17 protein-coding genes, 1 tRNA gene and 1 pseudogene are annotated in these 23,182 nt (G+C 45.8%); 5 read left to right on the top strand and 14 right to left on the bottom strand.

Annotation, left to right across the window (positions count from 1 at the left end; all coding sequences use genetic code 11):
- Positions 1-265: 265 nt before the first annotated feature.
- From ACO0LM_RS12385 to ACO0LM_RS12370, 4 genes are all read right to left on the bottom strand, one after another.
- Entirely contained in the window at positions 266-2,392 is a 2,127-nt protein-coding gene (locus ACO0LM_RS12385; RefSeq protein WP_423037474.1) for a peptidase domain-containing ABC transporter, read from the bottom strand.
- A gap of 286 nt (positions 2,393-2,678) precedes the next feature.
- Entirely contained in the window at positions 2,679-3,605 is a 927-nt protein-coding gene (locus tag ACO0LM_RS12380) for a TraB/GumN family protein (protein WP_423037472.1), read from the bottom strand.
- A gap of 87 nt (positions 3,606-3,692) precedes the next feature.
- Positions 3,693-4,109, bottom strand: a complete 417-nt coding sequence (locus ACO0LM_RS12375) for a hypothetical protein (RefSeq protein ID WP_423037470.1) — start codon at positions 4,107-4,109, stop codon at positions 3,693-3,695.
- 163 nt (positions 4,110-4,272) lie between these two features.
- Positions 4,273-5,610 (bottom strand): HlyD family secretion protein, encoded by a 1,338-nt coding sequence (locus tag ACO0LM_RS12370; protein ID WP_423037468.1) that lies wholly within the window; start codon positions 5,608-5,610, stop codon positions 4,273-4,275.
- 549 nt (positions 5,611-6,159) lie between these two features.
- On the opposite strand from ACO0LM_RS12370, the gene ACO0LM_RS12365 reads away from it, so the two are divergent.
- A complete protein-coding gene (locus ACO0LM_RS12365) occupies positions 6,160-6,516 on the top strand; it encodes a hypothetical protein (protein WP_423037466.1) in 357 nt (118 codons plus the stop codon).
- Between the two features lie 157 nt (positions 6,517-6,673).
- Here the strand turns inward: ACO0LM_RS12365 and ACO0LM_RS12360 are convergent, their stop codons facing one another.
- From ACO0LM_RS12360 to ACO0LM_RS12340, 5 genes are all read right to left on the bottom strand, one after another.
- Entirely contained in the window at positions 6,674-7,228 is a 555-nt protein-coding gene (locus ACO0LM_RS12360; protein ID WP_423037464.1) for a hypothetical protein, read from the bottom strand.
- Between the two features lie 184 nt (positions 7,229-7,412).
- Positions 7,413-7,631: a hypothetical protein gene (locus ACO0LM_RS12355; RefSeq protein WP_423037462.1), complete on the bottom strand. Its 219-nt coding sequence runs from the start codon at positions 7,629-7,631 to the stop codon at positions 7,413-7,415.
- 22 nt (positions 7,632-7,653) lie between these two features.
- Positions 7,654-8,529, bottom strand: a complete 876-nt coding sequence (locus tag ACO0LM_RS12350) for a phage integrase N-terminal domain-containing protein (protein ID WP_423037577.1) — start codon at positions 8,527-8,529, stop codon at positions 7,654-7,656.
- A gap of 168 nt (positions 8,530-8,697) precedes the next feature.
- Positions 8,698-8,985: a hypothetical protein gene (locus tag ACO0LM_RS12345; protein ID WP_423037460.1), complete on the bottom strand. Its 288-nt coding sequence runs from the start codon at positions 8,983-8,985 to the stop codon at positions 8,698-8,700.
- Positions 8,986-9,256: 271 nt separating this feature from the next.
- Positions 9,257-9,538: a hypothetical protein gene (locus tag ACO0LM_RS12340; RefSeq protein ID WP_423037458.1), complete on the bottom strand. Its 282-nt coding sequence runs from the start codon at positions 9,536-9,538 to the stop codon at positions 9,257-9,259.
- A gap of 60 nt (positions 9,539-9,598) precedes the next feature.
- Here ACO0LM_RS12340 and ACO0LM_RS12335 point away from each other — a divergent pair, with 60 nt between their 5' ends.
- From ACO0LM_RS12335 to ACO0LM_RS12325, 3 genes are read left to right on the top strand one after another with little or no spacing between them, the layout of a single operon-like run.
- Entirely contained in the window at positions 9,599-11,317 is a 1,719-nt protein-coding gene (locus ACO0LM_RS12335) for a type IV secretory system conjugative DNA transfer family protein (protein WP_423037456.1), read from the top strand.
- Between the two features lie 2 nt (positions 11,318-11,319).
- Positions 11,320-11,964 carry a hypothetical protein gene (locus ACO0LM_RS12330; protein WP_423037454.1) on the top strand — a complete coding sequence of 215 codons (645 nt, stop codon included), beginning with the start codon at positions 11,320-11,322 and terminating at the stop codon, positions 11,962-11,964.
- Positions 11,965-11,975: 11 nt separating this feature from the next.
- Entirely contained in the window at positions 11,976-12,620 is a 645-nt protein-coding gene (locus tag ACO0LM_RS12325; RefSeq protein WP_423037452.1) for a hypothetical protein, read from the top strand.
- Positions 12,621-12,759: 139 nt separating this feature from the next.
- Here the strand turns inward: ACO0LM_RS12325 and ACO0LM_RS12320 are convergent, their stop codons facing one another.
- Positions 12,760-13,518 (bottom strand): abortive infection system antitoxin AbiGi family protein, encoded by a 759-nt coding sequence (locus ACO0LM_RS12320; protein WP_423037450.1) that lies wholly within the window; start codon positions 13,516-13,518, stop codon positions 12,760-12,762.
- A 341-nt stretch (positions 13,519-13,859) separates the two neighbouring features.
- Positions 13,860-14,186, bottom strand: a pseudogene (locus ACO0LM_RS12315) (transposase); the annotation flags it as partial.
- A gap of 833 nt (positions 14,187-15,019) precedes the next feature.
- Here ACO0LM_RS12315 and ACO0LM_RS12310 point away from each other — a divergent pair.
- A complete protein-coding gene (locus ACO0LM_RS12310) occupies positions 15,020-16,606 on the top strand; it encodes a DUF4214 domain-containing protein (protein ID WP_423037448.1) in 1,587 nt (528 codons plus the stop codon).
- Between the two features lie 1,903 nt (positions 16,607-18,509).
- Here the strand turns inward: ACO0LM_RS12310 and ACO0LM_RS12305 are convergent.
- The 3 genes from ACO0LM_RS12305 to rpoD all read right to left on the bottom strand — a co-directional run bounded on the left by ACO0LM_RS12305 (position 18,510) and on the right by rpoD (position 23,159).
- On the bottom strand, positions 18,510-19,478 hold the full coding sequence (locus ACO0LM_RS12305) for a replication initiator protein A (protein ID WP_423037446.1): 969 nt from the start codon (positions 19,476-19,478) through the stop codon (positions 18,510-18,512).
- Positions 19,479-20,296: 818 nt separating this feature from the next.
- A tRNA-Ile gene (locus ACO0LM_RS12300) sits at positions 20,297-20,374 on the bottom strand.
- 181 nt (positions 20,375-20,555) lie between these two features.
- Positions 20,556-23,159, bottom strand: a complete 2,604-nt coding sequence (gene rpoD, locus ACO0LM_RS12295; protein ID WP_423037575.1) for an RNA polymerase sigma factor RpoD — start codon at positions 23,157-23,159, stop codon at positions 20,556-20,558.
- Positions 23,160-23,182 lie beyond the last annotated feature (23 nt).

The raw sequence follows: 23,182 nt of genomic DNA, 5'->3' as shown, positions 1-23,182 counted from the left end.
TACATCTCTTTTAAACAGGGAGTAAATCCACGCAACCGCGAAGCCCAATAGAAAATAATAGCCGAATATCTCCAAGATGACTGTAATGTCAAAAGACGTTACCTCCCCTTTTCGCACTCCCCCTAAAAGGCCGACCAAAAAACTCATAAAACCACATAATATTGGTTGCTTGAATTTTGAAATTTTCCAACGCATGTGTTATTCCTCGGTGACTGTATAGCCTAATCGAAGTAAATTTACTATTCCCTATGGGGTAGACCAATTTTTAGGCAAGTTTCAACCCAGTCACATCCTCAAGCACGGCCTTGGCCACCGCTGCCCGCACTTCCACAACGGTGCCGTCTTGTATAGACACCACACGTTCCGCCGCATTGATGGTTTCTGGCCTGTGCGCCACCATGATACGGGTAAGTTTCAATTGACTTAAAGCCTGATTGACCTTGTGTTCATTATTCACATCCAGATGACTGGTCGCTTCATCCAGTGCCAATACCTTGGGTTGCTTGTACAAAGCACGGGCCAGCAAGACACGCTGCTTTTGTCCGCCAGACAGACTGCTGCCCATATCCCCCACCAACGTTTGAAAGCCCATAGGCATGGCACTGATTTCCTGATGGATAGCTGCCTGCATGGCACTTTCTTCGACACGTTCCTGGTTGATGTGGCTATCAAAGAAACTGATGTTATCCATGATGGAACCAGCCAGTAAAACATCGTCCTGCATCACTGTCCCTACCAGCTGGCGGTAAGTCTTGACACCCAGTTGCGTGATGGGAATGTTATCAATGAGCACTTCGCCTTCAGTTGGCTTTAACAAACCAAGGATAATCTTGCACAAGGTCGTCTTGCCACAGCCACTGGGGCCAACCAGGGCAATGCTTTGTCCTGCCGGTATGGTTAGATTCACGTCCTTCAAGACCCAGGGTTCGCCTTCTGCATAACGGAATTTGATGTTCTTGAGCGTAATCTCAGGATGGATGCGCGAGATGTCCGTTTCCATTGCTGTTTCTGGTTCCGCTTCTTCCAGCACAATATCAGCCAGCCTTTCGCTATGCAGACTCAACATGCGGTAACTGATAAAGACATCAATCAGGCTGGAAATGCGGCCAGTGAACGTACCTGCATAACTGGAGAATGCCATCAACATGCCGACAGTCAGCGTGTTTTGCATGACCTGACCAGCACCAATATAAAACAGGGCCAGACCTTGCACACCAAAGATCAGGGTATTGCTGACCTTGAAGATGATGGACAATTTTTGCGTCTTGATATCGCGGTTCTGTACATCCATCTTCAAATTCTGCCAACGCGACAGGCGTTCAGTTTCACGACCAAACAGTTTTAACGGCGTGACCGCCCGCATGGTTTCCAGAAAGTGACTGCTTTCTTTGGAGGACAGGACCAGTCTTTCTTTCGATGCTTCACGAAACGGTTGGTAAAAGGCCCAGCGCAAGCCAGCGTACAAGGCCACAGCGCCCACCACCAGCGCGCTCAACTTCATGCTGTATACCAGCATCATGATCAGTGCAAGCATGGCCATCAAGCCGTCAAGCGCACTCTCGATGAATATACTGCTTAAAGTTCCTTGTATGGCTCCGATAGCTCCAAATCGAGACAGTATGTCACCCAGATGCCGTTTTTCGAAATATGAAACAGGCAGACGTACTAAATGCGCTAATACTCGCGAAGACCATTGCAGACTGATATCCATACTCCAACGCATCAGGAACCAGCTACGCGCCAGACCGATGGCATTCTGCGTAATCATCAATAAGATAAAACCAAAAACCAATACGGTTAATAGTTCTTTGTCACCACTGACGATGACTTCATCCACAACAAATTGATTGAACAAAGGTGCGCAAATCGCAAAGATTTCCAAGGCCAGGGCCAGGGCGATGACTTTGACAATAGCCGGACGCAGGCCAACGATGTGACCAGTCAATTCACGCAGGGCAACCTGCTTCTTTTCTTCCTTGGGTTGAAAGGCAGGGCTGGGTGCCAGCTCAAGGGCGACACCAGTAAAATGTTTGGATGCTTCTTCAACAGAGACGCGACGTTCACCCACAGCGGGGTCAAGCAAAATCAGCGTATGCTTACCGCGCCAGTCTTTGCGCACCGCTTTCAGTACCACGAAGTGATTCAGGTTCCAGTGCAGGATGCAGGGTACGGCCAGTTGATCGAGTTCGTCCAGTTCCAGACGCAAAGGGCGGCTACTTAAATGCATGGCCGACGCATGACGCATCAGTTGCGCCAGTGTCGCACCTTTGAGGCTGATGGAGAATTGACGACGCAGATCAGCGAGGTCAGTATGATAGCCAAAGTGACTGGCAACCATGGCGAGGCAGGCCAGGCCGCATTCGCTGGATTCGATTTGGAGTTTTAAGTTCATTTGTTCGACGTGAATTGTAGGAATACTTTTTTATTCACATCACCAGATGTGCATATGTTTTAAAATCAGTTAAAAAATAGTATTAATCGCCATCTCTTTTAAACAGCGAGAGACACCAAGCAACCGCGAAACCTAGTAGAAAATAATAGCCGAATATCTTCAAGATGACTGTAATGTCAAAAGACGTTACCTTCCCTTTTAGTATGCCCCCAAAAAGGCCGACCGAAAAACTTAAAAGCCCACATAATATTGGCTGCTTGAATTTTGAAATTTTCCAACGCATGGGTTATTCCTCAGTGACTGTATAGCCCGCTAATCGAAGTAAATTTACTATCCCTTCTGGCCCTGGAATATGAGATCCGCCAACAACAAAAAATACCGGCGCATCTTGTTTCATTAATTCGATAATTCTTTTCGACATTCCAATGTTGCGCTGATTTGTCAGTTTATTAAATATTTCAGGAGTCCAAGACAAATTTTGAATCATAAACTCTTCGTCAATTTTTTTTACGTTAGCAAAATCACCTTGCTTTGTCAGTTCAGCGAGTTTTTGGCTATGAGAAAAATTTTTATCTCTAAGCGTCCTGTTTTCAAACAACGTTATTACTGACTGCATCAATATGTCCATCTCGGGTAACGTAAAGCTTTTTACGGCATTGACGAAATCTGCTGGGTCCTCAAGGATCATTTTTTTAATGTTATTACGATCAGCAATGGCACCAAGATACATTTCAGTACCAGGTAAATATAGGCGGTTATCTGTGGGAACGATATCGCCAATTAATTGGTAAGTTGGAAATGGGTAGTAACGAGAAAATTGGTCAATGACTTGTGCAGGATAAGTTCCTTTGTTTTTTAAAATCGATTTAGCTTTTTCAAAATAAGCAGGTGAAACGAAATCTTCAATGTGTTCGTTGGCTGATAATTTCAATAGTTTCGCTAATGAATGACCCCATTCTGTATCTCGGCCAATTGCTCCCTCTGTTGCTAAGATTCGTGAAGTTTTTAATTTTTCTTCTAACTTGGGGTCTAAAGGATATAGATTTTCTGTACCTATATGCATTGCGCCAACTAGATAGCCACCACCATTTTTCCCATGAATTTTATAAATGACTGCGGCACTCGCCGTAGTTACTTGTCCTAAAAAAATAATGAGAAAAAACAACGAAAATAGTGTCCGAAATAGTCTCGCATTACCTGTATTTATATTCATATATTTTGGATCTGAGCCGAAATTTTCGCGTGACGAAAAAAAGGAGCGGCCAGTAGTATTCTGAACCGCTCCCAATTATTCCTACTTTTACTTATCCTTTACGGGCATCATATCGGAATAAAAAGTACCGCTGCCCAGTGAGCCAACAAATGAATTTGTACAACTAGAACCATTATCGTAATAGCTCGCGTTCAAGTTTATCGTTGTATCGGAAGTTGTGCATACTGCATTAGCAAATGAAGCTCCAGCATTAGTAGACGCGTTAGTTTGGCTATAGGCTGCACTTGCCAATGCGCCAAGAACTATATTCTTGGTGGCAAGACCTATTCCCAACCCAACTCCAAAATCTGCTGCAATAGTTGCAGCTGGTGCGACAAACCCAACACAGATTTCATTTGTGGACTTTGTCGTTGTTGTTATGGACCCCGAATCCGCTGGAGGCGGATCGTCGTCGAGTCCACCACTAACGTCATTTAACAATGCTTCATTTGTAATTACGTACATTTTGTGTATCCTTCGTATAGTTAAAGAGAACCATACCTAATGGTATGGCTTTACTGCTCCGTTCAAGGTCTAGACCACTTTGAACGGTTTTTTCGAACTGAGTCTGTTGGGTTTTCCCGACAGACTCAGCACTCGAATCTGAAATTCTCTGCTTACTTTGCATTCAGGCATGTTGCGTCATCGCCAATACTGGCTCCAGCACCCATTCCCAAATCTTTCTGCTGTCCTGTAATACATCTGCTTCCAGCGTCATGCCTGGTTTGATGGCTTGTGCCTGTCCGTAGGCTTGTATGCTTTGCTCATCCAGCCTGACCCTGATCCGATACAGTGCTTCATTGCTGTTAAACCCATTGATCGCCTGCTGGGCATTGCTCAAAATCGTGCTTGCCAGATGGGGTGGTAACTCTGACGGTGCAAATGGGGTACGGCTGACATCGGTCACTGTTGCGGTATGCAAGCCAAACTTCTGGTAGGGGAAAGCAGCATAACGAATCAATACTTGCTGCCCAGGTTGGATGAAGCCAGCAGTGCGGCTGGGTACATACAAATGCACTTCTAACAGGCCAGCGGTTTGGTCCGCTTTTGATTTATCCGCCCCCTCTTTGGTATCGGACGGTATCAAGCTCGCCAATACCTGACCTGCATTAATGGCCTGTCCATTTTGATTGGTCAGTGCAGTCACTGTCCCCGCCTGTGGAGCCGTAATCTGGCTGGACTGGCGGTTGGCGTTTTCTGCAACTTCTTGCTTCAGGCTGGCTTTGGCTCTGTCGATTTGGGTCAGGTCTGTTGCCAGGGTGTTTGCCAGGGTATTAAGTTCGTCTTGCAGGGCAATTTTATTCGCCTGTAACTGGGTCTTGTTACGTTGCAAGGTGCTCATGCGGGTGCTGATGTCGATCAAGTCTTCCTGCTTTTGCTGGGTCTGGGCGGCGGAGACATAGCCGCTCCCTTGCAAGGTTTCAAACTTGCTGACGCTTTGCTGGGCCAATTGTTGGCGACGTAGTGACAAGGTCAGTTCTTGTTCAAGTTGGCTGTATTCCTGCTCCAGGTTTGCTAGCCTTTGGCTCAATGCCAGTTTCTTTTCTTGATACTGGATTTGGCGCAGTCTTTGTTCTGCTGCCAGACTATCTGCACGGGTGGCTAATTGCTGGGCCACAAGGGCGGTAATTTCGCCCTGGCTGTTTTGTCTTTCAGTGCTGATGGTGAACAAGACTTGTCCAGCCTTGACCAGTTCGCCTTCTTTGACATGGGTATTCAGCAAGATACCAGCATTGGGCGCGGCGACGCTCAACTGACCACCTACAGGGACAGTAATGCCAGTGACGCGGGCTTTTTTGGTAATGCTGCCAAAAGTGATGTAGGCGACCAATGCTGCGGCAATCAGCATTGCCACGATAGCAATCAGACCTGCCGAGGCAGGTTGCGCCAAGCGGATAGAACCCATCCATTGACTACCTAATGCGGCGGTGACTTCGGGGCGGAACAAAGGGCTGGAATTACTCATTAACGCCCTTATTGGTATCAAATTGCTTATTTCTGTATCTCATCTTCGTTTATCTACGGCAATATTCATTGTTAGCGCAATCATGCGCCGTTTGATAAATCATAAGCCGAATTTGCAAACTTTTGTAAAAAAATGTAAAAAAAATTTTTTATTTGGCATGTACCTTGTTCAAATTCTTTTTGTTAAAATCGCGCGCTGGCACGCCTGCGATCATGCTTTTATCTGCATAAAATGTTATTCGGTTATCTGCGCCGCAAAACGCATGGATTACCGGTCGCCTGAGTATTTTGAAGGGCGCCCAAGAACTTCTGAGTCAACGTGGCATAAACGTGGACATTCAACTGCAAGAAGAAATTGCGAATGCAGTCGAAATTGACTCCACCGCTTGGCATTGGGAGGCATTGAGGAAGGAGCTCTTCCGCCTGACTCACGTCCTGACACATCGATCGCGCCTTGCTGTGACTTCTTGATTTCCAGTCGTTCCGAGTTCTGCCACGAGCAGACAGCCAATAGCACGACACATTAAATTACCAATGCAGTCTACATAAGATGAAATTTCATACAGGTATAAGTTTCACTAGTGGACTGCCCCTTGAAGAACTAGGCAACGTAATCCAACTTCACGATGCTACCTACGACTACGAAAATGAGGATGAATGGATTATAGGTACATGTGAGGGCGTGGACAAAATCGATATTTGTCGCACTCACCTGGTTTCGCCCATCGAAACTAAGACGACAGTGTTGCGATATGACTTTGGTGAAGGATCTGTTATACCCAGCGCCGCGCTAATTCAAATTGTAAATAGACTTACTAATATTGGCGTCGCAAATATTGAGGTGAATGGTTTTGACCAGTGGGGTAAATTCCTAACGCAAAGCTTCGACGAAGAGTTTGACCCTTAGTCCGATTTGGAGCGATAGCAGGCTTAAATCGGTGGAAATGTGTCAGGTCAAGTTCAAGCTGCTACAGCTAATCGTCCATAGACCCACATCCTATATGGCAAGCCAAATTGCGCTTTCGCCATTCGTGAAAATATTTGCATTCTTACACTTTAGGCTATCACTTCAAGTTCGGATGTACTCTATCCACAGCTTGTTCTCTTTGATCAACAAGCAGATCATCAAGAAGCGCGCAATTTAATTCATAGTCGCGGTCAAGGCAAACTTCAATGGCAGATAAGGCTGTAGCTCGAAGATAGCTATCGGTGTAAAATTTTTTATAATAAAGATTGCCCCATTTTTCAGTTCGTCCAGTTGCAAATAGCTTGGAAATACCAGAGAAATCGATCAATAACACAGCATCCAAATCATACGCTTGTCGTCTTGCCTCGATAGAATGCTGGGGTCCCATGGCGATTATGCTGCCCACATTGACATTGCCCGACGTCACGTCATCCAATTTTATCCAAATCGAGCCTTCTTTTTCAAAAAGGCCCGGAACTTCAGAATCTTTCAGATTTGCAATAAATAGTTTCAGTTCATCGGAAAGGCGTGCAGTTCCCAAGATTCCTTTGACAATTTCCAAACATGTTTCGGGCCGAGCGACCGAGTGCTGCATCAACATTGACCAATTCTCAAACCCTTCTCTCATTGCAATTGCTGACAGAGCAGTCATGAGCTTGACTCCCGTCGATCTAACCCTTTCTAAAGCCTCTCGTCTGTACCAGAAAATCTGGTACATATTAAAATTTTTTAGCATAATTAAATCCTCAGGCATTTGCATTCGCTCAGGCCACAACCCTCAAATCCAACGAAGTACCATAATCGTTTTGGAAGAAGCCCGGTCTCACTTCACTTGGCTAGTCAATAATATCGGCCAATCCAGCAAGCTCTCTAAACTGCGTGTTGTATCGTTTCGCTGTCCCAATTAGATTCAGAACGAGGATAAAGTCCGCTTCATCAACCGATTCGTTGTATTGAAGCTGGGTAAGTAGTTTTTCGCTTTCCAACAATGCCCCTTGCACAGTTTTTAGTTTTTCGGACATCTCGTAGTCTTTTAGAATTGCTTCTTTGTTCATTACAGCCTCCTTAAATGTAGTTCTAGCGTCCCAAATAAACGGCAGTTATTGCCTCACGTGCGTGCCCCAACTCAGCTGATATTATGAGCCGAGCACTTAAATCACTTTGTTTCATGTCCTGAGTCAATTGCCTGGACGACGGACCACCCCGCACGGGGCTTTCCCAACCTGTTAGTTCCAGATAACGTGTCTGCGCATACTGATGGCGTAGACCATGCAGTTTGTGAAGTCCCTCTCGCTTAGTGCAATTCTCGTAACGGCTCAATTGCTCTTTGTATTTTTGTCCCTTCGGTATCAGCGAGCTAGTTCCGGCGAATGCAGCGATCTTCCTCAAAACTTCACGTTGCAGTTCGTTTCTAATCGGCACTGTCCTTTCGCGTCCCCCTTTGCACCAGCTCGCTTTGAGTTTTATGTTGTCACCGCCATCTGCAACGGCGTAGGCATGCTGGAATTTGATTGATTCCTCCCTCCGCAGCCCAAATGCACGCTGTAATTCGAGCGATAGCCTCACCCTTTCATCTTTGATTCTAGCTAATGATAAATCTGTGACCTGTACAGCCTTGGTTTTATTTGTCACAAATGTTCTGCGCCCGATCCCCAATTCGCTGTTTGTTCTAGGAATTAAATTTTGCTTACCGATTTTCTCTGCCCACCATCGCAGGTGCGCCATTCTATTCTTAAGGGTCGCGTCACTGCATTCGTTCGATTTCCAAAGCCCCAACAATTTGGATACATGCTTTTGTTTCAGTCCAGCCGCAGGCAGGTTATAAATACCCAGCTCAAGCAATTGCCTACCTACCATTGATAGGATGTTTCGCCGTGCAGCCTGAGTTGAAAACGATCCATCTTTGTTTCTATTGCAAAGCTGGATCAATTCTCGCTCAGTATTAATTTTCATTTTGGTCAGTGTTTTATAAAACTCAAATGCAACCTTAGTTGCGTTTGAGGAGGTACAACTGATAAAGCAATCAACCTTAGTCGATTTAAAATTCAATCCATCAATAAATTTGACGCTGCCACTGTAGCGGCCAATCGTCAAATAATTAATGTGCAGAAGGTCTGCCTATTACTGCTCTGATTTACCTGAGTTGGTGTAAATATGTTGTCCGTACAACTGGACTCTATTTGCAATTTCAGGTATTTCAGCGGCCGCCAACAACATTGCACTAGCCGTCAAACTCAGTTCTGGTCGCATCTTGATCAAAGCCTGAGCTGCTTTCCTGACTTTTTTCACTGCGTCCATTGCCTCTTCACTGACTGGCAATTTCACTTCATTTGATGGCTCTATTTCAATGAACTCCGTTCCGCTCCACTGGTAGAGTTTTCCCTTCTGATACTCATTTTCCAATTTCAATTTCTCTCCAATAAACAATAAAGTTAACCCACATTTCTGTAAGCGGCGTTGGTTGCCAATGCACTGTTCAAATTTGCTTGCGCTCTATGAACTCTCTGCCGAGACCTTTTTTTGGGGATGAAAAAAAAGATAAAAAAACGACTTCGTTGCAAAAAAAACTCAAAAACAATTCATGTAAATTTATCGTTAAATATGTAAACGCATGTATACCGATGTAAATTTGTCGCCAATTATGTACACGTGAATAAAATTATCGCTACTCATGCAAACCTCACGACAAATTTACATCCTCTGACTTCATCTTATCCAGTTGGGTTTTATATCTGTTGGCTCTCTCGACACTACTTTTTTGCCTCTCCCTCAATTTCTTTAATTTCAATACTGATCGCACCAGCTCAGAATTTTTTGCTTGAAGTTGTAGTGTCAGAGACGCGACTTCATTTCTCACTACTGCCAATTCTTGAGCAAAAAATTTTCGCTCGCGCTGGTACTTAGCAATCTGTGTTTGCAGCTCTTTAATTTGCTCTGTTTTTTCACTGTCGAATAAGCCCATATTTCCATCCATTTATTACCAATAACCATTAATGCCAATTAATATAAGTCATTGATTTAATTGAATATTTTTGCATTTATGCGCCAAAGTCTATATGATGTTTTTCAATTCGTCACTAAAATTTTTATGGGCGGAGATCGCTTCGCGTCACTACGTCATTCTGACCGTAGAGACGCGAAGCAAAATCCAGGTCAAAATCAACTGCAAAAAGAGATATCTCGCATGCTGCTCGATAAAATTAAAAGCATCACAACGTGCGCAATTTGCTTTTGCTTTGCGCTAATGTTGTGCACGGCATGTTCGCTGAAGCTCATAGCCGTCAAGTACGTCGTAACACCGATGGACGTCGCAAAGTTTGCGCGAACTCAACCCTTTTTGAATTGGCCTTTGCCGTTGCTGTTATATTTTGTCGCTAGTCTAATTTTCTCAACGCTCTTTGCCTTTCTGATTTGGACTGTGCTGAAAAATTACAAGTGGAGTTGGCGGCCGCGATCCATTGATGGCAGTGAATCTGCAGATGCACTCATGCAGCTATCTGCTCAAAAAAATCCAAAAATTTTTGGTGGAAAATTCGATGGAAATAGTTTTTTTGCGTCCGTTGAAGATCGAGGATTGGTGATCGGCCCTCCTGGGACAGGTAAAACCGCCTTCTTATTCAATCAAATATTGAAGTTGACAAAAACAAGGACATCATTCGTAGCCATAGATTCAAAACCTGAGCTCCACAAAACACTTGCATTGACGCTGCAAAATGTCGGGTACAGGGTATTGCGCGTCAATCCTGCAAAGATTGACACGCAAGCAGATCATTGGAATCCTCTGAGCGATATAGATGATGAAACAGAGCTGGCCGAATTGTGCAGTGCTCTCTTGCCCATTCGCGATGCAAAAGAAGCCCCATTCATTGAAGCGCAGAGAGACTGGCTTAAAGCCGCCGTATTCCACGTCTCGTGCCAACCTGGAGGCAGTCTTCCTTCTGCCTTCAATTTTTTAGCATCCAATTCAGACCCGATCTCAATTCTCGATACGCTAAGCAAATCAGAGAGCGAAATAGCGTCACGCTTGGCGAGAAGAATGATTGCAGGGCTTACTGGGGTCAAACCAGACCCGCTAATTCTGCAGGGTTTAACCGGTGCGATGCGAAGTCTGGATTATTTAGCATTGCGAGGAGTCCAAGACGCATTGGGTTACTCGGATTTTTCAGTGAAAGAGGTTGGCATGAAAGGCCAACCTACTGCCCTCTTTCTTCAATTTGAAGAATCAAAAATTAATGCGTTGGGTCCGTTGCTTTCATTCATGTCGACTTCCGTCATCACCACGTTGATCTCAACTGCTGGCGACAGATTGCCTGTGGCACTTTTCCTTGATGAAATAGGAAATATGCCTCCCATACCAAACTTGCCCGAGAAATTAAATACTATCCGAAGCCGCCTCATGCCAACGTGGATGTATTTTCAAACTATCGAGCAAATGAATTTGCGCTACGGCCCAGGAGCGGAAAGTACCTTTTTTTCTTCGTCAGATTTTCAAATGACTTTTAGACTAAATGACGTGTCCAGCAGGGAATTATTTTCAAAACTGATCGGCACGACACAGAAATGGAAATTTTCAACCAATGCAACAGGAGTGACTCGCACTAAACAAACGGTCAATATTATTGATCCACACGAACTTGGTAGACTTAAACCCGGCGAAGTTGTAGTGCTCTATCGAGGTGAAGCAGCAAAAGGTCACGCCACACCTCATTTTAAAGATTACCCTCAATTTAAGCGAAATTAGAAATGCATCAATATATAAATGAAGAGCTAAGGAAGTGCGTAGGACTTGAAGCTCTGTACGCGTTCAAGGCGGTGGACAACTTAAAGAATGAGTTCACAGATGGGATAATCCATGGTGCCTTCCGCCGCACGACCGGAGAAATTTTTTTAAATACTCGTTTGGGTGCAACTCCACGACGCGCAGTAGCTACCTATCTGCATGAAGTTGGCCATTTATTGGCTTATGAATCATGTATGAGTACCAGTCCCAACGCCGACGCGCACAACCCTTACTTTGGAGTTTTGGTCGCGGTAATGTACCGACGAGCCAATCTACTTGAATACTTGGAGATATATGATTTCTGTGACACAAGTGTCGGCCAGAGGGCGAATCACCTTGATCAAATGGCAGAAGACGAAGAATTAATCGCTCGGTTTACATATATTCTGCGTCGTTCAGCAAGACTTGCAAAATTAGAACTCAGTATGGAGCTACTGGCTGCAAAATTGTACTACGAGGATTATGAACAACACAAAAAGACGGGAATTTTCCCCATTCCACCTGACCTCACTAAAGATTTGCCGTGGTTAAAAATAGGTATCGTTTTCTCTGCTTTAACTGGCCTTGCCGCTGCAACTGGCGCAATAGCAGCGGCTATTTTTCCTTGATGCTCCTAGACATGAATCAATACATTAATGAAGTACTAAAAGAGCGCGTCGGACTTGAGAAGCTATATGCTTTCAAAGTGAAGGACAACTTAGTGAGTCGTGTCACAGGTAAACAAATAAATGGCCTTTTCTGTTACAGCACTAAAGAAATTCTATTAGACTCTAGTTTGGGCGATAGCCCGAGGAAGTGCGTTGCAATATATTTGCATGAGGTAGGTCATTTGCTGGCACTAGAATATTGCATGGACACTAGCCCTAACGCCGATGCTCACAATCCTTATTTTGCAGTTTTAGTTGTGACAATGTATCGCAGAGCCAATCTTCTCGAATACCTGAAACTCTACGATTTTTGCGACACGAGTGCTGGTCAGAGGGCTTACCACCTTGATGAGATGCCGGAAGACGAGGAATTAATTGCACGGTTCGAATATATTGTTAGGCGTTCGGCGTCGCTTGCAAATTCAGACTTAAGTATGGAACAACTGGCAACAAAATTGTACTTTGAAGATTATAGGCAGCACATAGTATCGGGTATTTTTCCCACTCCATCTAAAAGCACAACGAAGACCTCTTGGCTCAAAATCTGCATCTATTTCTTTGCCTTGACTGGCTTTGCTGCCGTGAGTGGCGCAATTGCAGCATCTATTTTTCCGTGATGCTCCTATTCTCAATTGTCCGTTACACAGCAACAACAAAGAAACACCAGCATGAATAAACAAGAAGCTAGCATAATTGAACCGCACGACCTTGGGAGACTAAGACCAGGTGTAGTTATTTGACCGGCAGCTTACGCCCCTATACAACCGAAGGAATTTTTTCGGGTTGCGCAAGCACTGTCGGGATACGAGCAGTTTTTTGCTGAACTGCGAGAATATCAATGAATTCCCTCGTCGTTGGAACCTCGCTATCATTTTGCACAAAAACATAATCTATATCGTCAAGGCGAATAGGCAGACGTTTTCCGGTATCTCGCTCCCCGCCAAGAAAACCATGCTCTCCTACTATTCGCCACTCAAGTTCCTCCAGATGGCGTCGCACTTGGACGTACGACAGTAAATTCCAGACATTTTTCATCTCTTCACGCGTTTGCCCCCACAAAATTCCTTTTATTTTATCGATATGAAGAGTAGGAATTTTTGCGTCCATTAATATACGATAAAGGGCTCTTGAGATAGGGGAATTTTCCCCGACATATAAAACTCTCTCCGCTTTATTTTCTTCAAGCCAGGCACGTTTTACAATTATCCCGTAGGCCCCAAAACCAACATGCTGATTCGATAATATTCTTCCCTCCGCTATTTCTGTGAAGCAGAGCATGGGAATTTTTCCGGAAATATTAGTGACTCCATAGGAAAGTACTTGCTTTTCATTGTCGGATACGTTTCCCCTAAACCGGTCTAGATTGCCTAATTTTCGCTCTATTTTGGGATAAATTTCTTGATTTAGTAAAGCATTGAATTCCTTGTCGTCTGTAATCGGACGAAACTCGACTTCATGGTCAGTCAATAACAGCCCTTCAGTTAACGCTTGTTCCAAGAAGGTAAGTTCTCGCATGCTATGAAGAAACTGCAAGCCGCTGGAATATGGTCCAATTGTCATTTTCGTAGATGGTAGTGGTAGCACAGTGTAAGAGTATAAGGTTAAAATCACAACGGCGGCTTCTGGCCGTCTGCTGACATTTCCATTGTGAATGCCGCGGTTCAACTTCAAGTCATTCCGTTGTCCTGGCCAGCATTGTGAGGTGGGTTGAGACAGGATTGCGGTGCGTTAAGTGTCTCGCCCCAGTTCATATCGATACTCGTCGCTGATCGCCCCCTTGAACTCATCGGCATTCTTGATCAGCTCAATCTGCCTGAATCCCAACAGTGATAGGCGCCGATTGCCAGGGTGAGCTAGCGCTCCAGTTCACGCAGTGTCAGCGCCGCCATGCCATCCGAATCGTCCTTGCAGCGTTGGTTCGGGTTGGAAAACGTCGTGCCTGGCAATTCGTGGATCATCTGCATCGCGGTGCCGATGATCGGCTCCACGATGCCACCAAAATGCGGCAAGCCCGGTGGTCGATAGCTCAGCTGAATTCCGTGCTGTTCGCAGCCGCGGCGTAGCGCCTCGCTCTTGAACTCGGTAGCATTGTCCAGATACAGCAGCTTGGGCTTGTCGCTCATCGGCCAACCCATTTCCACATTCAGACGCTCCAAGCTCGGGCGTTTGTCGCAGGCGGCGCGAGCGCAGCCGCCTGCGTTCCTCATTACTGCCGATTCCAAAGGCTTAGCGTACTTTAATTTCTCTTTCGTCAAATGCCCCCGAAAGCATCGAGCCACACCCACGTTCACACCATTACAATGGCTAGCCTTTGGAGTTGCCATAGCACTGCTCATTCGTCAGTTAATCAGTATGTAAGTTGTTGAAATTTTTAAATCTAGGCAATAGGCAAAGATCAGTATGCGCTTCCGCCGGAACATTCCCCAAAGGGGAATAACCCGTCTCCAGCACACACTCATCATTGCCTACTGCATTCAACCTACAGAACGCACGACGCAATGCGTCCTGCTGCCTTCCGCTACGCTCCAGCGCTTCGCTTGACAGAAACTATTCAGGAGTGACCAAGGCCACTCAAAAGGCGCTATCGCGCCAATTGCTTATTACGATTCCGCCATTGAATGCGCGCTTGAGTTCAAGTCTGTCCGTACAGGCAAAACTGATACCAGGGCGCGTCAGGCCTGCAAGGGTCGCTACGCTCAAATCCTCACCCGTTCAGACTCGCCTACGGCTCACTTAGCTGCGGCTTGCGGTTTGCCCCTTTCCGGTCCTCCTTGCGCCCCAGTATCAATGCCTTACCGGCCAGCCATGAACTCAAGAAACAGATTCACGATTCAACAGTTGAAGACCGTACCAAGTAATAAGTACAACCCGGCAACCGAATCTAAGAATCAGATTTTAAAAATCAAAGACAGGAACCTATTTCATAAAATAAACATTATAATTGCAACAACATTTTATTAAGAACATATTGCCGCGAGCCAAAACGAGGCATATTGAAATTTACATAGCAGCGGGAATGAAAATGACCATCACATTAAAAATCGACAAGATAGATGACGGAAGCCAATCACTGGACGCAACAACAACCAATAATATAAATGCTTATCTTGCAGCAGTTGCTCTCGTTGTGAACAACCAACTTTTAACGAAAGACACAAACTTAAAAGTCACGTTTGGAATCATGTCGATGGGCTCGACGATAGGCAGGGCAGGATCATACTTCGGCACATTACCTGGCAGCACGAAGCTGATCAGCGAAGTGGAATCAAAATTGATCAAAGGTATTTCAATGAATGACTCGACTGTTGCTGGATTGCCGACCAACACGTCCGATTTACTCATCGATATATCACCGCAAATTGCCGACGAAATCAACGCAAACTTCAGTTCTGGCTCGACTACTGTAGATACCCATAGCCGTGCGTTTAAGCTTATGTTGCATGAATTCGAACACGCGTTGGGAATAGCATCTGCAAGGAGTCCGAACACTGGCGAAATCTACTCGACAGACTCTATGACTACGTATGACGGCAAAGTAAGCATAGTCAACGGAACACCATTTTTCATCGGAAAAACGGCAATGGCTGTCTATGGAAGTAAAGTGCCTCTCTTCCAATTGGGTGTGTCTGGCGAATCAATTTCCCATTTCACATTAGACTCGACAGGTGGTATCCCGTCGAAAATTGACGCAACAGAACTCCTGATTGGGAACCATTTAGTCACTGGTGCTGAGACGCCCTACTATAGCGATCTAGACTTGGCAGTCTTCCGCGATATCGGCTATCAGATTCGGAACACGATTACGTCACTGGATAAACACACCTTTATTCCGGGAGTACAAACTACCAAGATCACAGGCGATGTTGGCGTTTCAGAGAAAGTTTTTCTCGACGGTGCACGTAACAGTTTTTCGCTGTCACACGTTGGCAATGACACTCTGGTCAAAGCAAGCACCATCATTCCATTAACAGTGTCCAACATCGATACCATTCAGTTTGACGACTACACTGTGAATCTGAAAATTGGTGCAGACGCGAAAACGATTCCTACTGATCAGTTGAATAAATTGGTTCAACTGTACATGGCGTTCTTCAACCGCGTCCCGGATGCAGCGGGCTTGGATTATTGGGTCAATCGGGTTCACGATGGTATGCCGATGAACAACATTGCAGACTCGTTCTTTGTTAATGCCCAAGCGCAAAGCGCAATTACCGGATATTCACCAAACGCTACAAACAAGGAACTGGTACTCAATGTATACAAAAATGTGTTAAACCGCACGACATCGACAGTTCCACCGGACGATGCTGGCGTACAGTATTGGGTACACGATCTGGACTCTGGTGTTCAAACAAAATCGTCTTTGATCAATTCAATGATTGTGGCTGGCTATGCGGACCCGAACACGGCCAAGGTCTTGGACAACAAGTTGTATATCGGCAAGTATTTCGCCGTGGATCAAGGTCTCGGCTTTGCATCGTACGACAGTACGGCTGATGCGAAGGCTGTAGCGATCTCTGCGGCGGTAACGTCAACCGATTACACGGCAGCATTGAAACTCATTGGTGTCAGTGATGTGAGCTTTGCGGCTCAAATTACTTAATTTTTTGGACCGTGTGCGACAAAAAAGAGCTTCAACTGAGAGCTCTTTTTTGCAAGTACAGATGCTTGTTTTAGCTGTTACTTAGCGTTAGCTAAATCCCAGGCCGTTGGAGTACAGGTATTCCATCCTGACAAGCCAGTGGCCTGATTATAGGGCGAGTTCCCTACAGTACTAAAATCACTACCCAGACCCCAACCATACAGCCAGTAAAAAACACCATCATAATAAAATCTGAAACATACTTGGGTCAGCGCGGTACATGTGGGAAAGTCGGTGGCTCCATTTGTGCAAGTTGTGACAGGACTTTTATTCTCTGGCAGAAAAATACATGCGGTCAAGTTCCAATCGCCATATGTGACACCAGAAGGGCAATTATTGGTCACTGAACGATACCGAAATCCAGAATAACCTGCCGGACAAAAATCCCTCTCTGTTGACGTGGATGGTGTGCAACTGGAACCAGAATTACTTGGCGCAAAAGTGCAAGTTGAAGTATTCCACTCGCCATACATCGCGTTGCCGCCCGGGCAACTGGTAGAGACAACACGTGTCTTGTTACCGACAAATCCCGCGTCACAAGATGCTGTGTCCGTATATGAGATCGGTGAACACGCCCCGCCACTGTTACCAGCACAGCCAGAAAACCCCCAGTCAGAATAAGAGACAACATACCCCGGGCAATCAAGATACCGCGAGCGGTTCATCGTCCCAGCGCTGCCATCACTACAGGGAGCTGTTTCATTTGTTATAGTTGTTACACAAGCTGGCACACTACAAGTGTATACCGTACCAACACTGCTTAACATCCGTCCTGTGCAATCAAACGTATTTTCCTGTTGAGAAATACCTGTCTGTCCAGAAGGACAACTGTTATTTTGGGTAACAGTATAGTTCGAGCATGCAGGCGCTGGACTAGAGCAGATAGCACCATCCCAGCTTGGTAAACTGCTTGGGCACCCACATGAGCCATCAGGCTGAACGACCTGATTGCTTGGGCAAGTAATTACTATGCAGTTTGGTTCACCATCAATGGAGCTGTGAACGAGTTTATAACCAGCTGAGCAAGTGAAATCATCCCTCACACAGTGAGCAATTCCAGTGCCTTCAAGGGTCCAGTGCTTCCCTGCACCGCATGGCAGTGCGTTTGGTGTACCGGCACACGCATCAGGGTTCAAATCGCATCGCGGACCGGTCGGTGTTTTGATAGGAAAACAGTTTGAAGTATCGTACTCACGTGAAGATGAAACTTTTCCATCTGGGCATGTTTGGGTAGTCGTAAAATACTTCATGCCAGTGTACCCAGCCCCACATGCCACAGCAGATGAGGCTATTGGCGTAGAGTATGGGATGCATGCCTGTACACCCTGCAAGCCCCCATTTTTTGAGATTTGTGTGGCCTGAGAACTTGCATTCATTTGTGAAAGAAAAGTAAAACAGAACATTAAAACAAAAAGAAGCTTTTTCATAATTTCTGACTCCAGAATAGGTGGAATAGGTGGAACAGTGAAATAACTAAAATTTTCCCTCCTGCAAACCGCGCCAAGGGCGCCGCTGAAGGGGGAGCCGGACGCCCACAAGGGCGTCTGGGGGAAACAAAGAGTTTCCCCCAGGGGTCGAGTTCGGCACGAAGCCGTAGGCGGCGTGAGAGAGGGGCAGGATGCCCCTGCGAACTGGCACTGGCGCGCCCCAGCGCCGCACTTTTGAATTTGGTTGTTAAAAGCATGTTAAAAAAGTTAAGGCGCGCGCGTGTTACAAAACGCCAACTTCAGCAGGCATAAGGCTTTCCGGCCTATGAGTGCGTGTGATACCGCGTGTTCTTACACGTGTGAAACCGCGTGTTTTTACGTGTAAAACCGCGTCTCAATCACGTATGAAACCGCGAGTCTTCAAGTATGAAACCGCGTTAGTTATCCACAATCTTTTTCGTACTTTTCAGCAACTTATTTGTATCCTTCGAGTAAAAATGCACGTACCCGTCTTTAATCAAAAAGCGATAGTCAGGAATATTGTCTGCAGCACGAATGCACTCAAGACCTGCGCGAAATTCATTTATTCTGCTCTGACTGCTTCCACACTTACTTCTAAGCCCGTCAATTTTCATTTTCCAAGCCCCTTGGTTTCCAACGTGTTTCCTGGCGATTTCATAGAGTCGGCGCTCAAGTGGCTTTCTTAGCAAAAAATAATCTGGATGGATGGTTAACACTTTAGTGTTTACAACCTGGTGAAATAGCCAGTCCGATAAAGTGACTGAAACCAGCATTTTTCTTAAATCAGGCGCCGACTTTTCCAAAATTTGCCACTCTTCAATAAGTCCAAACCCCTTCCCCAATTTCAGTTTTTCATTCAAAGACTCTGACGTCTTTATTTGCGTACCTTTCAATCTGTCAAGAGTTTTTTTCAATCTCACATAATTGTCTTTGCGCGTGCCGCTCCGCATCGTCATAAAAAAATTGTGCGCAGTAAAACGAACTGTTCTATTTATTTGCCCACCGATATTTTTTCTGTGGACAAGATGACTGATGCAATAGATAAGAACATCCTTGTCGTGGATCGTTGCTCGCCCATAAAATCCCGGTGCCACTTCTACTGTTTTTTGACCGTCACTGCTCGACCACTTCCAAAGCTTCATATCTTTTTTTGTCGTCAAACTGAAAATAGGCACTTCCAGGGTTGCAAGGTCACTTTTAAAACTAATGATTTCAAGCTCTGCCAGAAAAAACTGTCCTGACGGTTCCTGAACAAATTGTCTTTTGTCCTCCTTGTGAGACGCTTCAATTACTTTCAAATGCATCTGGCGCACAAGGTCAACTGCATTTTTACGTTTACCAGCAATGTGGCTCGCCACTGGTTTCAGATGGTTTTGTGAATTCACTTTTGTCCCTTCACAAGGCTGCTCGTTTTACCTGATCAGCCTTCTTAGGTCGACCTCGCCCTCGTTTAAGTACAGGTGTGACTGCCTGACCTGCCTTGATCCAATCAGCAACATCAGATTCAATCCATGCCAGGCGGCGTGCGCCAGGGAGCTTGAACCATTTGGGCAAGAGATGGCCAAATTGAGCCGCGTTACCTGTGTAGTGACGAATTGTCGACACAGACAGTCCCATCAGCTTGGAGATATCTTCCGTGAACAATAGTCTTGGTAAAGATGTAGGAGGCAATTCACTTGCCCCGAGCGCAGTGCGTATCTGAGATATTTGACTTTGGTGTGCAGTGCTCATTTTCTTCACTAAATTGTTTTCAGTGAAGTCAGCGTACCTTCTGTACCTTGGCAACGCAAAAGCCTGATTTATTCAAATTCGCTAGAAAAAAAATCGCAATTTTTATCCATACACAAACACTTTAAGTATTTGAGCGATCATTTTCAGCTGCAATCTAAAAATTCGTGCATTTGGAAAGAATCGCTTATTTTTTTCCCTACTTAAATGCGAGAAAATCTCACAAAAAAAAGGGCTCTGAGAAAAAAATCACGAATTTACAAAAGGCTCAAAATAGTGGATTTCTGTCGCTTTTTGACCACTAAACACAAGTAACTAGCCAAAACAAAAAGCCCACTCAAGTGAGCAGGCTTTGGGACAATTGCGGGACAGCTAGTATAAATTTTTATTACTTATTGAAACCCACTGTCATTTATAATGAGTTGTAATTAATCACCGTAACACGTTGATTTAACAAGTAATATTTGGGGAATTTTGGTGGGCCTCCCGTGAGTCGAACACGGTACCAACGGATTATGAGTCCGCTGCTCTAACCAACATGAGCTAGAGGCCCAATTCTTTCTGCAAGCTCTGCCTGCTTTAATCTGAGGATAATCCAGGATTGGAAAAATACTTCAGGTTTGCAGGAAAAGCCCGATGCTGCCACCTGCAAAAATACTGTGCCGACAAACTACGCAACTCTGCACAATATCAATTGAATGGGCACCGAAAAAACCGACGCCCATTGTACAACATTAATTACCTTCTAGGAAGCTCTTCAGTTTATCAGAACGCGAAGGATGGCGTAATTTACGCAAAGCCTTGGCTTCTATCTGGCGAATACGCTCCCTGGTCACATCAAATTGCTTACCTACTTCTTCCAGGGTATGGTCGGTAGACATCTCCACACCAAAGCGCATGCGCAGTACTTTTGCTTCACGCGGCGTCAGCGAATCCAGCACATCCTTGACGACATTACGCATGGATGCATGCAGGGCCGCATCGGCCGGTGCCAGTGTGTGATTATCTTCAATGAAATCACCCAGGTGCGAATCATCATCGTCACCGATAGGTGTTTCCATGGAAATCGGCTCTTTCGCAATCTTCATGATCTTGCGAATCTTGTCTTCCGGCATTTCCATCTTGATCGCCAGGGTAGCCGGATCAGGCTCTACGCCGGTTTCCTGCAAAATCTGACGCGAGATACGATTCATTTTATTGATCGTCTCTATCATGTGCACAGGGATACGGATAGTACGTGCCTGATCAGCGATGGAACGGGTAATCGCCTGACGTATCCACCAGGTGGCATAGGTCGAAAACTTATACCCACGGCGATATTCAAACTTGTCCACGGCCTTCATCAAGCCGATATTGCCTTCCTGAATCAGATCCAGGAATTGCAAGCCACGATTCGTGTATTTTTTGGCGATGGAAATTACCAGGCGCAAGTTGGCCTCGGTCATTTCACGCTTGGCCTTGCGTGCCTTCATTTCACCGGCAGACATCTTTTTATTGATGTTGCGCAGATCGGGTAAAGGTAATACAACACGGGCCTGCAAGTCGATCAGTTTTTGCTGCAATTGCTGGACCGAAGGAATATTACGACCCAACACGGCACTATACGAATGACCTGAATTCACTTCGCCTTCGACCCAGCTCAGATTGGTTTCATTGCCAGGGAAGACCTTGATGAAATGCGAACGTGGCATGCCACAACGGTTGACGACTACTTCCAGTATCTGTTTTTCCACATGGCGTACTTCGTCTACCTGGCCACGCAAGGTATCGCACAGTTTTTCAACCACCTTGGCAGTAAAGCGTATGCCCAGCAATTCGCCGGAAATCGCTTCTTGTGCCTTGATGTAAGACTTGGAGTTATAGCCTTCTTTTTCGAAGGACCTGCGCATCTTTTCAAAATTCGTCGCAATGATTTCGAATTTTGCCAAGGAATCACGTTTCAATTGTTCCAGCTGTTCGGCAGAGATGGCAGCAGCGCCAGCGGCACCGCCATCATCATCTTCCTCGTCTTCTTCTTCGTCTTCTTCTTCGTCTTCTTCTGACTCTTCTTCGACGACGACTACAGCAGCGGCAACAGCCGCAGACTCTTCACTCGCATTCGGATCAACCAGGCCATCGACGATTTCGTCAATCTTGATTTCATCAGCAGCAATACGGTCAGCCGCCGCCAGGATTTCAGCAATCGTGGTGGGACAGGCAGAAATCGCCTGTATCATGTCTTTCAGGCCTTCTTCGATTTTCTTCGCGATGACGATCTCGCCTTCACGCGTCAGCAACTCGACCGAACCCATTTCACGCATATACATGCGGACAGGATCAGTGGTGCGGCCAAAATCGGAATCCACAGTAGACAACGCCGCTTCAGCAGCAGCTTCCACTTCATCATCATCAGTCGTAACGGTGACGACGTTATCCGACAACAGCAGGGTTTCTGCATCGGGGGCCTGTTCATACACAGCCACACCCATGTCATTGAAGGTACCGATGATGCCTTCGATCGCTTCCGGATCAACCACGTTTTCCGGCAAGTGATCGTTAATTTCAGCAAACGTCAGGTAGCCGCGATCCTTACCCAGTTTGATCAGGGTTTTCAGTTTCTGACGACGACGCTCGAGTTCTTCTTCTGTGGCTTCCGGATCAGATGAGAACGCATCTTTCAACAAGGCTTTTTCCTTGGCTTTGCGATCTTTTGCCTTGGCCTTGTCTATCGCTTTCATCTCGGCGCGTTCTACCGCGTTCAATGCAGCTATTTCTTCATTCTCAGGCTGATATTCCTTAGGCTTGCGACCACGACGACCAGGCACCTTCACTCCCGGCAATACATAGCCAGAAGTGTCAATGGCGGCAAGCACCGCAGCATCGGTAGTCTGGCTTACGGTAGGCGCAGAACCGGTCTTGATTTCCTGCACCTCTGGTGCAGCTTTTGCTGAATTCTTGGTTGGCTTAGTCACTGTCTTTGAATCGGTTTTGTTAATTGTCACAGAAGCTTTCGATGATACGGATACTGGTTCTGGCTGAGGCCTGGCTAGTGCTGCACTCTTGGCTTTTCCACTTGCCTGAGAACTGGCCGCCTCTGCAGGCAAATTCTCTTTTTTTGCCGGGGGTTTCGCATTCTTGCCGCTCACATCCTTACCAGCCGTTTTTGTCGCAGACCTGGACGTTTCAACATCCACGTCTTTGGCTTTTGTTGCCGCTTTCAATACTGCTTTACTTGCTACCTGTTTTGTTGCCTGTTTTGTTGCCAGCGGTTTCGCTGCAACAGTATTCTTTATTACTTTAGGCGCTTTAACGTCTTTCGCAACCCCTTTTTTCTCAGGCACTTTTCCTGCAGTCTTCACCGGTTTGCTACCGGACTTTGATG

It is taken from the genome of Undibacterium sp. Di26W, assembly GCF_049340265.1.
Classification (GTDB): domain Bacteria; phylum Pseudomonadota; class Gammaproteobacteria; order Burkholderiales; family Burkholderiaceae_D; genus Undibacterium.
Note: the sequence above shows the minus strand (reverse complement) of the source record. Positions and strands in the feature narration are given on the sequence as shown.

Excerpts from the sequence above, each read along its gene's own strand:
- ACO0LM_RS12385 (WP_423037474.1), bottom strand. The coding sequence starts at position 2,392 with ATGAACTTAAAACTCCAAATCGAATCCAGCGAATGCGGCCTGGCCTGC.
- ACO0LM_RS12380 (WP_423037472.1), bottom strand. The coding sequence starts at position 3,605 with ATGAATATAAATACAGGTAATGCGAGACTATTTCGGACACTATTTTCG.
- ACO0LM_RS12375 (WP_423037470.1), bottom strand. The coding sequence starts at position 4,109 with ATGTACGTAATTACAAATGAAGCATTGTTAAATGACGTTAGTGGTGGA.
- ACO0LM_RS12370 (WP_423037468.1), bottom strand. The coding sequence starts at position 5,610 with ATGAGTAATTCCAGCCCTTTGTTCCGCCCCGAAGTCACCGCCGCATTA.
- ACO0LM_RS12365 (WP_423037466.1), top strand. The coding sequence starts at position 6,160 with ATGAAATTTCATACAGGTATAAGTTTCACTAGTGGACTGCCCCTTGAA.
- ACO0LM_RS12360 (WP_423037464.1), bottom strand. The coding sequence starts at position 7,228 with ATGACTGCTCTGTCAGCAATTGCAATGAGAGAAGGGTTTGAGAATTGG.
- ACO0LM_RS12355 (WP_423037462.1), bottom strand. The coding sequence starts at position 7,631 with ATGAACAAAGAAGCAATTCTAAAAGACTACGAGATGTCCGAAAAACTA.
- ACO0LM_RS12350 (WP_423037577.1), bottom strand. The coding sequence starts at position 8,529 with ATGAAAATTAATACTGAGCGAGAATTGATCCAGCTTTGCAATAGAAAC.
- ACO0LM_RS12340 (WP_423037458.1), bottom strand. The coding sequence starts at position 9,538 with ATGGGCTTATTCGACAGTGAAAAAACAGAGCAAATTAAAGAGCTGCAA.
- ACO0LM_RS12330 (WP_423037454.1), top strand. The coding sequence starts at position 11,320 with ATGCATCAATATATAAATGAAGAGCTAAGGAAGTGCGTAGGACTTGAA.
- ACO0LM_RS12325 (WP_423037452.1), top strand. The coding sequence starts at position 11,976 with ATGAATCAATACATTAATGAAGTACTAAAAGAGCGCGTCGGACTTGAG.
- ACO0LM_RS12320 (WP_423037450.1), bottom strand. The coding sequence starts at position 13,518 with ATGCGAGAACTTACCTTCTTGGAACAAGCGTTAACTGAAGGGCTGTTA.
- ACO0LM_RS12310 (WP_423037448.1), top strand. The coding sequence starts at position 15,020 with ATGAAAATGACCATCACATTAAAAATCGACAAGATAGATGACGGAAGC.